Raw genomic sequence first — 13,969 nt, forward strand, 5'->3', positions numbered from 1 at the left:
ACCAACCGCACCCGGGGACCCGGATGCGGTTGGCGAAATCACGGACAGCGCGCGAAGACGCGAACCGGGTCAGCGGTCGCGGCGCTCACGGAGGTCGTCCGCCGCACCCTCGGCCCGGTCCCGCAGGCCGCCGGACGACGAGTCCGCGCCCTGGTCCGAGGCGTCGGCGGACCGTTCCGTCGCCTGGTCCTTGCCCTCGTCCATCTTCCGCTTGGCCTCGTCGGCGAGCTTCTGCGCCTTGTCCTTGAACTGGTCTGCGATGCCCATGCCGTTCACTCCTGTGGGGTGCGTGGGTACGTGGGGGGGGAGGCCCCCTGAAGGGCCCCGCCCAGCCTCGCACGGCACGACATTCACCGCATTTCGATCACCTACGCAACGTGCGCGCGTCCTGGTCCGCCGCTCCCCCGGCCCCCACCAGCCCCTTGGAGACACCTTCAAGCCGCGGCCCGAACCTCTTCATCTCGCGCTGCCCGACCACCCCGATGAGCGACGGCAGGTAGCCGCGCACCGACTGCATCCCGCGCAGCCACCACTGGGCGTACACATGCGGGGAGCGCCGTTCGATGCCGGCCACGATCCGATCCACGGCCGGACCCAGCGGGTACGTACGGTTCGACGGCCAGGGCAGCCGCTGGCGCAGCTCACGCATCACGTCGTCCTCGTCGGCGCCCCGCACCATGTCGGTGTCCGTCCAGGACAGATAGCCGACCCCGACGCGGACGCCCCGGTAGCCGACCTCGGCACGCAGGCTGTGCGCGAACGCCTCCACGCCCGACTTGGACGCGCAGTAGGCGGTCATCATCGGCGCCGGAGTGATGGCGGCCAGTGACGCTATCTGGAGGAAGTACCCGCGGCTCTCCATCAGTACCGGCAGGAACGCCCGCGCGGTCACCGCGCCACCGATCAGGTTGACCTCGATGACCCGCCGCCACGCCTCCGGGTCGGAGTCGACGAACGGCCCGCCCGAGGCGACGCCCGCGTTGGCGACGACGACGTCGATCTTGCCGAAGCGTGCCTTGATCTCCTCGGCGACCCGCGCCATCGCCACATGGTCGGTGACATCGGCGAACCAGTGGTCGCTCTCCCCGTGCAGCCGCTCGGAGACCTTCTTCAGCTCGTCCGGTTCCAGGCCGACCAGCGCCAGCGTCGCGCCCCGCGCCGAGAGTTTGCGGGCCAGCAGTTCGCCCACGCCCCGCGCCGCGCCCGTGACGACGACGACCTGTCCTTCGAGACTCCGCCTGCCGCTCATGCGACCTCCTCCTTCTCGGCCGTACCGGCCCCGTCCACCGCGATGTACCGCACGACAAGTTCCCGGATCCGGGCCGTGACCGCTTCCGGGGCCTCGACCGGAGTCATGTGCCCCATGCCGGTGAGCTCGGTCAGGCCGAGGCACTGGGGCAGCGCGGCGGCGATGGCGCGCGCGTGGACCGGCGGGGTCAGCCGGTCGGCCGTGCCCGCGATCACCGCGGTCGGTACCCGCAGCCCCCGCACGCCCGCGTCCAGGTCCAGCTCCGCGAGCACGTGCCCCCAGGCCACCCGGGCCTTTCTCGGACACGCGTGCACGATGCGGGCGCATGCCTCGACCCGTTCCGGGGCCGAACCAGGACCCATCGTGCCGTATTTCAGGACCTTCCTGGAGACCGGCGTGACGGGTCCGAGCGGCGCCCTCGCTCCCAGGATCGCGCGGGTCACCCGGGTCCGGACACCTCCTGGCCGGATCGGTACGACGAGCGCCTCGGAGACCAGCCGCGAGCTGCCGGTGCTGCACAGCAGGACGGCGGCGGCGTGCTCGCGCAGCCCCGGTCGCCGGGAGGCGGCCATCAGCGTCATCCCGCCCATGGAGTGCCCGGCGAGCACCGCTCTGCGTCCCGGTGCGAGGGTGGCCGCCAGCACCGCTTCGAGGTCGTCGGCCAGCGCGTGCGTGCTGTATCCGCCGGGTCCCGCCGCCGCGGGGGTCAGGCCGTGACCGCGCTGGTCGTAGGCGATGACCCGGTGGTCGACGGCCAGGTCCCGGATCTGGGCGGCCCAGAAGTGCGTACTACAGGTCCAGCCGTGCGCGAGCACCACCGCGGGGGCGTCCTCGGGGCCGTGCAGTTCGACATGGATGCGGGAGCCGTCGGCCGAGACGGCGGTCAGTACCCGTTCGGGTACCGGGGCGGCGGGCACCTGACGTGCCGCCTCACGTCGCAGCAGCCGGCTCATCCCGCGATCTCCTCGGCGACGGGCGCCGCGGCGCGGGCCTGGGCGGGGACGGTGTGCCGCGGAATCCGGATGACCTCGTACTCCGCCAGGTCCACGGCCCGGGTCTCCTTGCGGAACTCGCTCGTCGTGCCCGGCCAGACCGTCGTGTTGCGTCCTTCGGCGTCCAGGTACCAGCTGGTGCAGCCGCCGGTGTTCCACACGGTCCGCTTCATCCGCTCCTGGACCCGGTGGTTCCACGCCGTGACGGCCGAGGTGCGCGCACCGAGTGCCGCCCGGCCGCCCAGGACGTCCAGCTGACGCAGGTAGTCGGCCATGTAGTTCAGCTGGGACTCGATCATGAGGATCATGGAGGAGTTCCCGAGCCCGGTGTTCGGCCCGATGATCGTCATCCAGTTGGGGAAACCGGCCGCGGTCGCGCCGCGCAGCGACTTCATGCCGTTCTTCCAGTGCTCGGCGAGGGTGATGCCCTCCGCGCCGACGACCCGGTCGGCGATCGGCATGTCCGTGACGTGGAAGCCGGTGCCGAAGATGATCGCGTCGACCTCGGTCTCCGTACCGTCGGCCGCGACGACCGTGGAGCCGCGCACCTCGGTGAGTCCGGAGGCGACCACATCCACATTGGGCTGGGCGAGCGCCGGGTAGTAGGCGCTGGAGAGCAGGATGCGCTTGCAGCCGATGCGGTACGAGGGGGTCAGCTTGGCCCGCAGGGCGGGGTCCTTGATGGACCGGGCGATGTTGGACTTGGCTATCTTCTCCACCAGGCCCAGCTGGTCCGGGTGCTTGGTGAAGGCGCTGACCTGCAACTCCCGTATGCCCCACAGCAGTCCGCGGCGGGCGGTGCCGGTGACGGGGATCGTGCGGTGCAGCCAGCGTTCGGCGCCGCTTATGGTCCGGTCCATGCGCGGCATGACCCAGGGCGGGGTGCGCTGGAAGAGGGTCACCCGGCCGGCCTTCGGCTGGATCGCCGGGACTATCTGTATGGCGGAGGCGCCGGTGCCGATCATCGCGACCCGCTTGCCGGTCAGGTCGTAGTCGTGGTCCCACTGCGCGGAGTGGAAGACCTTGCCGGGGAATTCGGCGAGCCCGGGGATGTCCGGCATCTTGGGGTCGGAGAGCGGCCCGGTCGCGGAGACGACGGTATCGGCGACGATCGTGGTCCCGTTGGCGGACTCGATCACCCAGTGCAGCTCGTCGTTGTCCCAGCGCATCATGGTCACTTCATGGTTGAGCCGGAGATGCGGGCGGAGCCCGAAGGTGTCGGCGACATGCTCCAGATACGCCCGGATGTGCCGCTGTCCGGAGAAGGTGCGCGGCCAGTCGGGGTTGGGTGCGAACGAGAACGAGTAGAGGTGGGACGGCACATCGCAGGCACAGCCCGGATAGCTGTTGTCGCGCCAGGTGCCTCCGACGGAACCGGCCCGTTCCAGGACGACGAAATCCGTGATGCCCTCACGGCGCAGCCGGACCGCGGCCCCGAGGCCCCCGAATCCGGATCCGATCACCGCCACGCGTACATGCTCGTGCTGGGCCATGGTGCCGCCTCCCGCATTACGTCACACGACTCCGCCAGCAATCACTGGCACTGTTGGGAGAGTAGAGCAGCCCCGTACTGATGGGTAGGGGGCGAACCAAGGAAAGTTACCGGCGGTACAACATAGGGTGCCCCTGTGGCCGAAGGACTTGAGCACCGTGAATACCGCATGGAGGAGCTGGCCAAGGAGGCCGGCATCACCGTGCGGACCCTGCGTTTCTACCGGGAACGCGGCCTGATCCCGCCACCCCGCCGAGAAGGCCGTATCGCCTGGTACGACGACCACCATCTGGCCCGGCTGCGCACCATCACGGGTCTGCTGGAGCGAGGCCACACCCTCAACGGTATCGCCGATCTCGCGGCCACCTTCGAGAGCGGACGCGATGTGGCCGAAGTGCTGGGCCTGGGCGAACCGACCGAGGAGACCCCGGTCCGGCTCACTCCGGAACAGCTCGCCGACTACTTCGAGGGCGAGGTCACCCCGGAGAACCTCGCGACCGCCCTCGACCTGGGCTATCTCGCCACCGACGGGGACGAGATCGTCCACATCAGCCGGCGTCTGCTGGAAGTGTCGGCGGAATTGGTACGGGAAGGGGTGCCGCTCTCCACGGTGCTCTCCTCGGGCCGCCGCGTCCGCGAGCACGCGGACGCTCTCGCCGAAATCTTCGTCCGGGTACTGCATGCCCACACAGCGGAGACCGAACCGGCCCAACTCCGCCCGCTGGCACGCGCGGTGGTGGACGCGGAACTGTCCATGGCCCTGGACCGCCGGCTGCGCCGCGAGGACGGCACCCAGCCCCCGAGGGCGGCGACGGAGGACGGACCGGCCGGGTCCGGATCTCCGGGGCGCTGAGAGGCGACCCTTGGTTGACCCGCTGTCGCCTCGCCTTGCACGATGAGCCATCCATCACCGGCGCCCCCGGGCCGCCCGCCCCCGCACACCCTCGCGGGGGCTGCCCGTACCGGCCGTCGTGCGCGCCGTACGTTCACCCACGGGGGATGCGTGACCACACCTTCTTCGCACACGCGCCGCACCGGCACCGCTCCCTTCTGGTCCCTGCTGGACGAGTCCGCCCGGACCGAGTTGTCCCGGGTGGGCCGGATCGGCACGTTCGCCGCCCGCGCCCAACTGCTCCGGCAGAACGAGATCAGTGACCATCTGCTCGTGGTCCGGAGCGGCTGCGTCAAGGTCTCCGCCCACTCGGCCGACGGCTATCTCGCCGTTCTCGCCCTGCGCGACCCCGGCGATCTGCTCGGCGAGCAGGCGGGTCTCGACGGCGGCCCCCGGTCGGCCACGCTGACCGCGCTGACCCGGGTGGAGGTCCTGGTCGTGTCGGCCCGCGCGTTCAACGCCGCCGCCGACGCCCTGCCCGCCATCACCGGTGCCCGGCAGCAGGTCCTTTCGGCCCGGCTGCGGGAGGCCGACCGGCACCGGGCCGCGGCGGGCTCCGAAGCCGTCCAGGCCAGACTCGCCCAACTGCTGCTGGATCTCGCCGGGACCTACGGACGCCGTACGGATTCGGGGTCCGTACAGATCGCTCTCCCCCTCTCCCAGGACGACCTGGCCGGACTCGTGCTGAGCTCCCGCCGGACCGTCAGCCGTGTCTTCGAGCAGTGGCGCGCCGCGGGATGGGTGAGCACCGGCCGCAACCGGCTGGTGATCGACGACCCGGACGCCCTGAAGCGGCAGAGCGGCCACCCGTAGCGGCCGGGCGGCACGCGTCGCAGCGCCCCGGCGGCACGCGTCGTCCCGGCCCGGCGTCACACCTGGTCCCAGGCCAGGGTCCGCAGTCCGTACTCCTCCGCCACCGGGTTCCAGCCCGCGACGAAGTCCTTCTTCGCCCGTGTCGCACGCGCGTTGTGCTCCCCCGCCTCGTCCCACGCCGCCGAGGAGGTGACCTGCTCCGCCGTGCAGTCGCCGCCCAGACCCGACGTGAGTCCGGAGTACGAGCGGTCGGCGGCGGCCGATGCCTCCCAGCCGCTGCGCAGGTCCTCGGTGACCTGCGCGGGAAGTTCGTCCACGGACAGCTCGCCCAGTTCCCGCACGAGCCGGTCCCGCTCCTCGGCCGCCTCGTCGAACACCCGGACCACCGCTTCCCGTTCACCGGAGCCGGGGCATTTCATGAGCTTGCCGACGGCGCTCGCCACACCTCCCCGGTTCCCGTCGTTCTCACGGACGAGGGCGTCCAGCGCCGTGGCCTGCTCCTCCCGGGACCCGGCCCCGGAGTCGGTTCCCGAGCCGGAGCCGGAGCCGGAGCCCGAGTCCGGCGACGACGACCCGAGCTCGCCCGCCCCCGCGGAGGATTCGGCGACCGTTCCTCCCCCGGCACCGCCCGAGCCGTCCGCGAACGGGCCCACGTCCAGGGCCCAGGCGCCGAAGACCGCCACCGCGGCCAGTGCGAACGCCCACTGCCGGAAACGCCCCTTGGGGGTCTGCGGGGAAAGCGGCGGCTGATGGGGCGGCTGATGGGGCGGGGCCCCGGACGGCACGGGTCCCGGCGGCGCGGTGGTGGCAGCCTGCGGCACCGCCCCCTGTGTCAGGACGGCCGGCACCGTCTCGACCGCGGAGGCCAGCGGCACGAGCCACTGCGCCATGGTGGGCCGCGCGGCGGGATTCTCGGAGAGGCCCCGCTCCGCGAGGTCGGCGACGGCATCGTCCGCCGACCGCAGCACCGACACGTCCACACCGTCCTGCGAGCCCGAGAACAGCCGCACGGCGAGCAGCGCGAACTTGTAGACGACGCCTTCGGACGTCTCGGTCCCCTCCCCCGCGGGCAGGCTCCACCCTGCCGTCTGCGTCGGCGGTAGGGCCCCTCGGTTGCCGAGCACCATGGAGTCGCAGTCGATCAGGAAGCAGTCCGGCGTCTCCCGGAGGGAGAAGAGCACGTTCTTGGGGGAGAGGTCCCGCAGGACGACATCCATGTCGTCCAGCCGGTCGAGCGTCCGGGCGAAGTCCAGCAGCAGCTGGAACCGCTGGCGCGGACTGATCGCGACACCGATCCGCTGAAGGTACCTGTCGGGGTTGAGCAGGAACTCGAAACCCGCGGCCTTCGCGTCCGCCCCCGTTCCCGGCCGGATGAAGAACCGCTCCGGGATCTCGCGCATCAGATATCCGCAGACACCCTCGGCGTCGCTGACCAGCATCGCGGGCCACGAGGTGTGCTCGCTGAGCCATTCCGCCGTCGCTTCCGGCTGCCGGGGGAGGTAGTCCACCATGGCCCGCAGCACGTCGGCCCGCAGCCGGGAACGGCTTCCCGGCTTGTACTCCTTGTAGGCGATGGGCCACTTCTTGTTGATGACGAGATTGCTGACGGCCCAGACCGTGCCCTCGCCGCCCGACCCCAGCTCGCGATTCCTGACCAGCCGGTCCACGGACACTTCGGTCTGCTGAATCCGGGAATCGCTCACGGCCTCGGCTCCTGAAGCCGGTGGCGCGGCCACACGGCCAGCAGGGTCCGGTCGTCGTCGAAGGTCTCGCGCGAGAAGTCCAGCAGATGGGCGAGTGTGCGCGGCTCCCGGGGCGGCCTCGACAGCTGCTCCGCCAGCATCCGGCCGATCTGGCCCGTACCGTCGCCGAGCGGGTCGCCGAAACCGTCCGTACCGACGAGCAGCGTCGCGTCCGGCGGCAGCACATGCCGGTGCACGGCAGGACCGGCCGGAACACGGGGCAGCGCCACGACGGACGAGGTGACGATGTCCTCGTCCTCGCCGCCCTTCGGGACGAGCAGCGGTGTGTACCGGCCGTGCCGGAGCCGCCACGCCGCGGTGTCCCCGATCTGCACCATGCCGACCTTGAGCTGCCCGTCGGGCAGCGCCTCGACGGTGCCCGCCACCAGCGTCGTCGCCAACTGCCTCTGGGTCTCGTGACGTTGGGCGTCCGTCGGGTCGGCGCCCCCGCTGGTGCGCAGGAACAGCTGCCAGGCGGCGGCGCTCAGCACCCGCTCCCAGTCCGGTTCGGTCCCGCCCTTGTCCAGCTCGGTCAGCAGATAGCGCACGGCGGCCCGGCTGGCGAGCGCCGCGCCGACGTGGGAGAGCGGCGCGCTGGAGACCCCGTCCGCCACCGCGAACACCACGGTCCCGGACGGCAGATGCACGGCGATGGCGAGGTCGTCCTGCCGCGGCCTCCCGTCGAAACGGTGCGCGTCCCCGCGTACGGAGGCGAGCCGCACCGTGATCCGCGGGGTCGACCAGCCGTCGTACACCGTGTCCGGGCGGTAGGGATCGACGGGCGGCGGCTTCGGCTCGAATACGGGAGCGGCGCGGCCGACGACGATCCGGTCCCACCGGCCGGGCAGCGGCGGACCGGGCCGACCGGGCTGCGCGGGCGGCTCGGGCCGCACGGGCTGCTCCCCGCCGGCGTACGAAGGCGGCTGCCGTACGTACGGCTGCCGTTGCGGGACGTACACCGGCTCCCCGTAGCGCCGCGTGCCTGCCCGGGGGTACTCCGGGGCATCGCGGGAGCCAGCCGCGTCCGGGCCGCCGTCCGGCTCCGTCCCGCCGGGACGCCGTTCACCGGGCCCGGGTGCGTCCGGCCCCGGCCCACCGGGCCCCTGTGCGTCCGGCCACCGCGCCTCCGGCACTCCCGCGCCGTCGTCCGGCAGCCGCTCGTCCTTCCTCCGCCCGAACCGCATGCTCACACCTCGTCGATCGCGAGCCGGAAGCCTTCGGGCCTCTCCACCACCAGTTCGGCACTGCCCGCCGCCATCGCGTTGCCCGACTCGACCACACTCTTGGTCAGGGCGGTGAAGAACTTCGCGATGGCCGGGCCGAGTTGCGCACCCGGCATGGAGACGAAGGCGAACTGCGCCTGGGTGGCGACGCCGAGAATGGTCTCCGCCTGCGCCTGACCGATGCCGCACGCGATGATGTTGGGCGCCGCCGCGGTCACCGTCCGGTCGACGAGCTTGCGGTGCGTCGCCTGCCAGTCCTCACCGTGGTTGGGCTGACCGTCGCTGAGGAAGAACACCGCGGGCCTGTGCACCCGGTAGCCCTGGCTCTTGAGCGTGCGCACGTCCTGCGGGATGCGCGACAGGAGCGCCGCGAACGCCGCCTCGTAACTCGTACCGCCGTTCGCCACGAGCCGGGGCAGTTCGTTCTCGGACCTCAGATCGGCCAGTATCAGCCGCTCGGTGACGCTGTTGGAGAAGCCCAGCACGGAGAACCGCACCTTGGCCGCCGCCATCGGTTCACCGATCAGCGACTGGTGCAGCGAGGCCATTCCCGCATTGAGGTCACCCACGTACGGGTTCATCGATCCCGACTCGTCCGCCAGCACGTACACCGGCAGCAACTGCCCCCGTGTCTCAGCCATGAGCGTGTTCCCTTCTTCGTCCTGCTACGAGAGAGCCGTGCCGGGGGTCAGCCCCTCCGGGCACGACAGCTGAAGTTCCATCGCGCCCGCCAGCGCACTGCGTCCGATGCTCAGCACGGTGTTCTGCAGGAGTACGGAGAACTGCACCGACGACCTGACGAGATCCGAGTCCGGCACCGCCACCACACCCAGTTCGGGGCGGCTCGCGAGACGCCCGACCAGGGAGGGTTCGGCAGCCGCACCGATCCCGCAGACGATGAGGTGGGGGTGGTAGTGGTGCCGCATCAGCTCGGCGTGGACGGCCGGCCACTCGCCGCCGTCCTCGGGCGGCCGGGTCGTCAGGAAGAAGACGACCGGCCGGTACACCCGCTCCACCTGTTCCTTGAGCCGCTCGGTCTCCATCGGCAGCAGCTCCAGGAGGCGCTGGAACACCGGCCGGTACCGGCACTCCGTGCCCGCCCGCAGATCCGGTACGCCGGTCCCCCAGGTCATCTCCACCAGCGGCACCAGCACCTCGGCGCGCTCCGCGTACGTGAGCACCGAGAGCCGGATCGCGGAGGCCACATCGGGGCTGTTGCCCAGAACGGTCTGGAGCGACCTCAAGGCGTTCCCCAGGTCGATCCGGCAGGCCTCCGTACCCGGGGAGACATCCAGCACGACGTAGACCGGCACCAGACCGGTGGCCGACGGACCGCCCCGGCCCCGCGCCCGGCTCCCGGCCGGGCCGCTGCCGCCCCAGCGGGTGGGAGCGGGCGCCGTGGGCCGCGGCGGGTCCGTCACCGTCCCCGCCCCGCCGGACCGATCGCCCCCCGCCGCGTCGGGCCGCGCACCCCCCGCCGCTCCCCCCGGCCCCGGCAGCTGCCGCGGCGTCGGCATCGGCACCAGGCCCCCACTGGAGCCGCTCTCCAGCGCACCGTGCCGGAGCCACGGCAGGTCGACCTCGGTGACCACGCCCTTCTCGATCAGGTACTTGACCAGCTCGACATGGCGTTCCTCCCGGATGTCCCCGCGGGCGACCTTCGCCTCCTCCATCCGCAGCAGCAGGTTCATGGCCTGCTCGGTCTCGGCCGGGTGCTTGGCCAGGTGTTCCAGGACCAGACCCCGGAAATCCATCCGCACCTCGGCGAGCGCCGCGCGCTCCCGCTGTTCGCGGGCTCTGCGCGCCTCTTCCGCGATGTCCGTGAGCCGCTCCTCGCTGAGGGCCCGGTCCTCGGCCGAGCGATGGACCTCGTGGCCCAGCAGTTGGTCGCGCTGGGCCTCGCGGACCTTCTGGACGAAACCGCGGGCCGCCGCGTCCGGCTCCAGCAGGACCGTGCAGTGGTAGATCGTGATCCCCTCGGCCAACGCCATCTCCGCGGCGAACGCCCGGTTCATGTAGTCCTGCGCCTCCACCGCACGGTCGATGGCGAACTGCGCCGCGTATCCCCGCATCCGGGTGGTCAGATAGCCATAGACCACGGCGAGGGCGTCCGCGACGTTGCCCTGGACCAGTCGCACGGGGTCATGGACACGGAACCCCACATCGAACGTCGCCTCGAATCGATGACCGCCGTCGCTACAGGTCAGCGGGGTGTTGGAGAGCCGGCCGGTGCGCCGGTGATCGCTCAGGTCGACCACGTAACACATCCGGTTCGCGTGCAGGATGCGCTGCGTCGCCGTGCGGTCCCGCCTCGTCTCCATCTCCCACGGGCCGTGTTCGACGGGGTAGACGACCGCGAAGCTGGGCGGCAGACCGGACAGTTTCCCCACGCGCCTGCGCTCGGTCGGCTTCCGGTCGTTGAGGATGAGGGAAAGCGTCATGTCACACGTTCTCCAGGTCGAGTTGGGCGTGCATGGCCGCGGCCACGACGGGCAGCGGGGCCAGCTCCCGGGGGTCGGTCCAGTTGACGGCGAACCGGCGCAGGGTCCGGCCGGACCGCTCGTCCCGGTAGGCGATCGCACCGATCATCAGCAGCAGCACCGAGCGCAGCTCGGCGTCCTTCTCGGCCAGCGTCGCCCAGCCCCGGAGCACGGACTCGGCCTGGTCGCGGAGGAAGAGGTGGTTGAGCGCGTCGCGCCACAGACCGACGAACGCGTCGCGGATCTCCTCCCGTTCATCGGCCCAGACCAGCAGGGTCGGCCAGGCCGGCTCGTCGGCACCGGTCCGCCGCTCCTCCCCGTCCACGACCAGCTGGGAACAGATGATGAGGAAGGCCAGCAGGGTGGAGGGCCTTGCCAGGTGCTTCTCGGCACCGTCCCGCAGCACCTGGAGGGTCTTCACGGCCCGCCGGTCGTCGTCGGCGAGCAGGTCCGTGAAGCTCCGTCCGACAGCCACCGCCACGGTCCAGTGGTCCACCACCGCGAGCCGCGCGAGCTGCTCCTCCGGGTCCTCCCCGACCGCCCCCGTCCCGTGCACCCGTGCCGCGGTCGCCTGCCCCATCGGCTCGTCGCGATCGGCGAGCCAGCTCTCGACGAGGGCGGCCGCCCGCTTCTTGACCCAGGCGTCGCCGCAGCCGACGGACAGGGCGTAGGCGACGGCGTCGCGCAGATTGTCGTCCTCGCTGTACGCCCACGCGTAGAGGAGGTGGTCGCAGACGTAGGTGTACGACTCGGTCAGGATGACCCCCAGCGCGACCGCGGCGGTGACGCGCACCTGCTCGGACCGGTCCGAGACGAGAGCGGTGATCCAGTCGAGCAGTTCCTGCTGGATCCCGTACTGGTTCCAGGCGTGCCGGATGATGAGCGCGGGGTAGCTGGGGTCCTTGTACTCCAGCGCGTCACCGGGCTCGCCGTCCCTCAGGACCGTGCGGCCCGCCCGCCGCACCTTGCTGACCGTGTGCGCGCGCAGGCGCGCCAGCCGTCTCCGGCGCGGCTGTGCGAAGGGGTCCCGGAGGTGCGGGAACCGTCCGTCGGCGCCGGGCGCGCGGAGGTAGGGGCCCTCGTCCTCCAGCAGGCGCTCCAGCGCGCGTGCCGCCTGGGCGACGTTCTCCTGCGGGAGACCGTTGAGTACGGCCAGGGCGAGGGCGAAGCAGCGGGCCGGCCGGTCCGGCAGGCCCTCGGCCCAGATCTCGAAGTCCTCCTCGGCCAGACGGGTGCAACGCGCCTTGGTCCGGGCCTCGTCGAGCCGCGCGGACTCGTAGTCGTACTCCTCGTAGATCACGAGGGCCACACTGGCGGCCGTACGGCACGAGGGCTCCCCGGCCAGCAGATCGGCCAGGAAGTCGGAGAAGTCCGTCTGCCTCAGCAGGGCGTCGGCGGTGCGCCCGCCCAGCCGCCACCGGATGTGGGAGCGCGCGATGGCGCGCCGGTCCGGGGCCTCTCCCAGGTCCAGCACTCCGGACAGCAGCGCACTGTCCGCGACCTCGGTGCTCGCCACGGTCAGCACCATCCAGGCACGCGCCTCGGAGAGGGCGCCCTGGACCTTCTCGTAGACCTCACCGCTGAGGTTGCCGATGTCGGCGGGATGGTCGAGCAGGAAGCCCGCGCCCGGTTCGATCCCGCGTCCGCCGTTCTCCAGCCAGTCGGCCAGGGAAGCGAAGGCGATGCCGCTGTCGAGGTGGTGGATGGGCCCGTCGCACCTGCCCTGGAGCAGGCGTACCGCCAGGGCGCTCTTGCCGTGGCCGGGCGGGCCCCGCAGGATGATGATCTTCTGCCGCTGGAGGGCTTCGCGGGCCTCCGCGAACTCGGCGGGCTCGTGGTAGGCGTGCCGCACCCGTTCGTCGACGAGCGGCGACAGGAGGCGCGGCGCCATGCGGCCACCGTCGACGAGCACGTACTTGTTCCCGACGACCACGTCGCCCTGGACGTTCGCGAAGGCGTTCTGGAGGTGGCCGTGGCGGGTGGACCCCTGGCCCAGCTGCCCGGTGGCCCGGGATGCCTCGGGCCCGGCGCCCGCGGGTGTCGCGTCGGCGGGTCCGGACGTGTCGGGCGCGCCGTCGCCCTGGGGCGCGCCCTGACCGGCGGCGTTGTCACCGCCCGCTGCGGGTCCCGGGCCGGGCGCCTGCCCCCTCCCGCCGCCGGGCCGGCCCGGACCCGGTCCGTGGCCGCCCTGCCCTCCGCCCTGGCCCGGTCCGGGCGGTGCGCCCATTCCGGCCGCACCGCCCGGCGGGCCCCCCGTACCGCCGGCCGGTCCGCTCCCCGCAGCGGCACCGGCGGCGGCCGCTCCCCCGCTCGGCGTCGTCATCGCCGCTCGGGGGACGTTGTCCCGTACGTGACGGTCTTGTTGCCCGTGAACTGATCACCGTGGACCACCCCGGCGACGACGGACACGGTCGGTGCCGGGGCTCCGGCGTCCACCGCCCGCGGTACGGGCGGACGGTGCTCGGGCGGGAGGCCCGCCGTCGCCCGACGCTCCGGCCCCGCCGCCGGACGCGCCGACAGCCCGGGGGGCGCGGGCAGCCCCGGCACGGTCACCCAGCTCTCGATCGTCCGGCCGTGCTTGTCCGCGAACGGCATCGGCAGATACGCCGCCGGATCGATCCCGCGGTGGGCGTGTCTGACGAGCCCGCGGTAGATCTCGTCGGAGACGACGAAGACCATCCGGGCCGAGGCGGCGGCGGTCAGCACCTCGCGCAGCGGACCGGCGTCCACCAGGCGGCAGGCGGTGTTGACCGCGTCGCCCGACCAGCCCTGCGGGTCCTCGGTGACCAGCCCCTGGTGCAGGGCGAGCCGGCAGCGCAGCGCGTGTTCCTCGCTGAACACCCGTGCGTACTCGGTCAGTTCCTCGTCCAGCTCCCGGACGAACGGCCCGACGAGCCCGGCCGGGGGCACCGCTCCGGAGACGATCATCAGGACACCGTCGCCGCGGTCCTCGAACGAGATGTCCGCCGTCGGCACACCGGATCGCTTCAGCGCGGTTTCGAGCGCCTGGTACATCGCGCCCCGCAACGACCGCTGAACCGGGTCGGAGCGCGTACTGAAGCTCTCGATATCGAGAACCATGATCC

12 protein-coding genes are annotated in these 13,969 nt (G+C 72.1%); 2 read left to right on the forward strand and 10 right to left on the reverse strand.

The genetic code is table 11. The features are described 5' to 3' along the window. Positions 1 to 69 precede the first annotated feature (69 nt). The 4 genes from OG251_RS16090 to OG251_RS16105 all read right to left on the reverse strand — a co-directional run bounded on the left by OG251_RS16090 (position 70) and on the right by OG251_RS16105 (position 3,734). A complete protein-coding gene (locus OG251_RS16090) occupies positions 70 to 267 on the reverse strand; it encodes a hypothetical protein (RefSeq protein ID WP_326677831.1) in 198 nt (65 codons plus the stop codon). Positions 268 to 364: 97 nt separating this feature from the next. Continuing rightward, positions 365 to 1,249 (reverse strand): SDR family oxidoreductase, encoded by an 885-nt coding sequence (locus OG251_RS16095; RefSeq protein WP_266805799.1) that lies wholly within the window; start codon positions 1,247 to 1,249, stop codon positions 365 to 367. Next, on the reverse strand, positions 1,246 to 2,202 hold the full coding sequence (locus OG251_RS16100; protein WP_326677832.1) for an alpha/beta fold hydrolase: 957 nt from the start codon (positions 2,200 to 2,202) through the stop codon (positions 1,246 to 1,248). Before OG251_RS16100 ends, OG251_RS16095 begins: the two co-directional genes overlap by 4 nt. After that, positions 2,199 to 3,734 (reverse strand): flavin-containing monooxygenase, encoded by a 1,536-nt coding sequence (locus tag OG251_RS16105; RefSeq protein WP_326677833.1) that lies wholly within the window; start codon positions 3,732 to 3,734, stop codon positions 2,199 to 2,201. Before OG251_RS16105 ends, OG251_RS16100 begins: the two co-directional genes overlap by 4 nt. A 168-nt stretch (positions 3,735 to 3,902) precedes the next feature. Here OG251_RS16105 and OG251_RS16110 point away from each other — a divergent pair, with 168 nt between their 5' ends. Continuing rightward, positions 3,903 to 4,586: a MerR family transcriptional regulator gene (locus OG251_RS16110; protein WP_326681283.1), complete on the forward strand. Its 684-nt coding sequence runs from the start codon at positions 3,903 to 3,905 to the stop codon at positions 4,584 to 4,586. 150 nt (positions 4,587 to 4,736) lie between these two features. Next, positions 4,737 to 5,438, forward strand: coding sequence for a Crp/Fnr family transcriptional regulator (locus OG251_RS16115; RefSeq protein ID WP_326677834.1), 702 nt, complete (start codon positions 4,737 to 4,739; stop codon positions 5,436 to 5,438). A gap of 56 nt (positions 5,439 to 5,494) precedes the next feature. Here OG251_RS16115 and OG251_RS16120 read toward each other — a convergent pair whose 3' ends face one another. Genes OG251_RS16120 through OG251_RS16145 form a run of 6 tightly spaced genes read right to left on the reverse strand, consistent with a single transcriptional unit; the run spans position 5,495 to position 13,964 of the window. Further along, entirely contained in the window at positions 5,495 to 7,141 is a 1,647-nt protein-coding gene (locus OG251_RS16120; protein WP_326677836.1) for a hypothetical protein, read from the reverse strand. Further along, a complete protein-coding gene (locus OG251_RS16125; RefSeq protein WP_326677837.1) occupies positions 7,138 to 8,364 on the reverse strand; it encodes a protein phosphatase 2C domain-containing protein in 1,227 nt (408 codons plus the stop codon). The genes OG251_RS16120 and OG251_RS16125 overlap by 4 nt, the downstream gene beginning before the upstream one ends. 2 nt (positions 8,365 to 8,366) lie before the next feature. Next, positions 8,367 to 9,044, reverse strand: coding sequence for a vWA domain-containing protein (locus tag OG251_RS16130; protein ID WP_326677838.1), 678 nt, complete (start codon positions 9,042 to 9,044; stop codon positions 8,367 to 8,369). 24 nt (positions 9,045 to 9,068) lie between these two features. Further along, a complete protein-coding gene (locus OG251_RS16135) occupies positions 9,069 to 10,844 on the reverse strand; it encodes a vWA domain-containing protein (RefSeq protein ID WP_326677839.1) in 1,776 nt (591 codons plus the stop codon). A gap of 1 nt (position 10,845) precedes the next feature. Continuing rightward, entirely contained in the window at positions 10,846 to 13,206 is a 2,361-nt protein-coding gene (locus tag OG251_RS16140) for a hypothetical protein (protein WP_326677840.1), read from the reverse strand. Beyond that, positions 13,203 to 13,964: a hypothetical protein gene (locus OG251_RS16145; protein ID WP_326677841.1), complete on the reverse strand. Its 762-nt coding sequence runs from the start codon at positions 13,962 to 13,964 to the stop codon at positions 13,203 to 13,205. The genes OG251_RS16140 and OG251_RS16145 overlap by 4 nt, the downstream gene beginning before the upstream one ends. Positions 13,965 to 13,969: the final 5 nt, after the last annotated feature.

Source organism: Streptomyces sp. NBC_01237 (genome assembly GCF_035917275.1).
In the GTDB taxonomy this organism is placed as follows: domain Bacteria; phylum Actinomycetota; class Actinomycetes; order Streptomycetales; family Streptomycetaceae; genus Streptomyces.

Excerpts from the sequence above, each read along its gene's own strand:
- OG251_RS16090 (WP_326677831.1), bottom strand. The coding sequence starts at position 267 with ATGGGCATCGCAGACCAGTTCAAGGACAAGGCGCAGAAGCTCGCCGAC.
- OG251_RS16095 (WP_266805799.1), bottom strand. The coding sequence starts at position 1,249 with ATGAGCGGCAGGCGGAGTCTCGAAGGACAGGTCGTCGTCGTCACGGGC.
- OG251_RS16100 (WP_326677832.1), bottom strand. The coding sequence starts at position 2,202 with ATGAGCCGGCTGCTGCGACGTGAGGCGGCACGTCAGGTGCCCGCCGCC.
- OG251_RS16105 (WP_326677833.1), bottom strand. The coding sequence starts at position 3,734 with ATGGCCCAGCACGAGCATGTACGCGTGGCGGTGATCGGATCCGGATTC.
- OG251_RS16110 (WP_326681283.1), top strand. The coding sequence starts at position 3,903 with ATGGAGGAGCTGGCCAAGGAGGCCGGCATCACCGTGCGGACCCTGCGT.
- OG251_RS16125 (WP_326677837.1), bottom strand. The coding sequence starts at position 8,364 with ATGCGGTTCGGGCGGAGGAAGGACGAGCGGCTGCCGGACGACGGCGCG.
- OG251_RS16130 (WP_326677838.1), bottom strand. The coding sequence starts at position 9,044 with ATGGCTGAGACACGGGGGCAGTTGCTGCCGGTGTACGTGCTGGCGGAC.
- OG251_RS16135 (WP_326677839.1), bottom strand. The coding sequence starts at position 10,844 with ATGACGCTTTCCCTCATCCTCAACGACCGGAAGCCGACCGAGCGCAGG.
- OG251_RS16140 (WP_326677840.1), bottom strand. The coding sequence starts at position 13,206 with ATGACGACGCCGAGCGGGGGAGCGGCCGCCGCCGGTGCCGCTGCGGGG.
- OG251_RS16145 (WP_326677841.1), bottom strand. The coding sequence starts at position 13,964 with ATGGTTCTCGATATCGAGAGCTTCAGTACGCGCTCCGACCCGGTTCAG.